The organism is Thalassospira sp. UBA848, assembly GCF_002295455.1.
Taxonomy (GTDB): Bacteria; Pseudomonadota; Alphaproteobacteria; order Rhodospirillales; family Thalassospiraceae; genus Thalassospira.
In genome coordinates this window covers 6,190-6,453 of sequence record NZ_DBGS01000140.1, presented here as the reverse complement: position 1 = coordinate 6,453, position 264 = coordinate 6,190, and positions in this window count along the sequence as shown.

Genomic DNA, 264 nt, shown 5'->3' with positions numbered 1-264 from the left:
GTATAGAAAACGTGCCAGTGGCACGTTTTTAGTCTGAAGGTTGAGCACGGCGAAGCCGCGTGCAGACTGCGGAGGTTCTAACGCGCCACAAGCTCACTCCCCCTCAATCACCCCATCGACAACACCAGCCTCCATCAGCTCCGCCACCTCAGGGAACCAGATCCCGGTATGCGGGGCGAGGAAGACTTGCTTAAGGAAGCTCTCGGCAATGCCCTGGCTGCGATAGAAGGTGATTTCCTTTTCCTGCTGGCCCTTGATGTCATA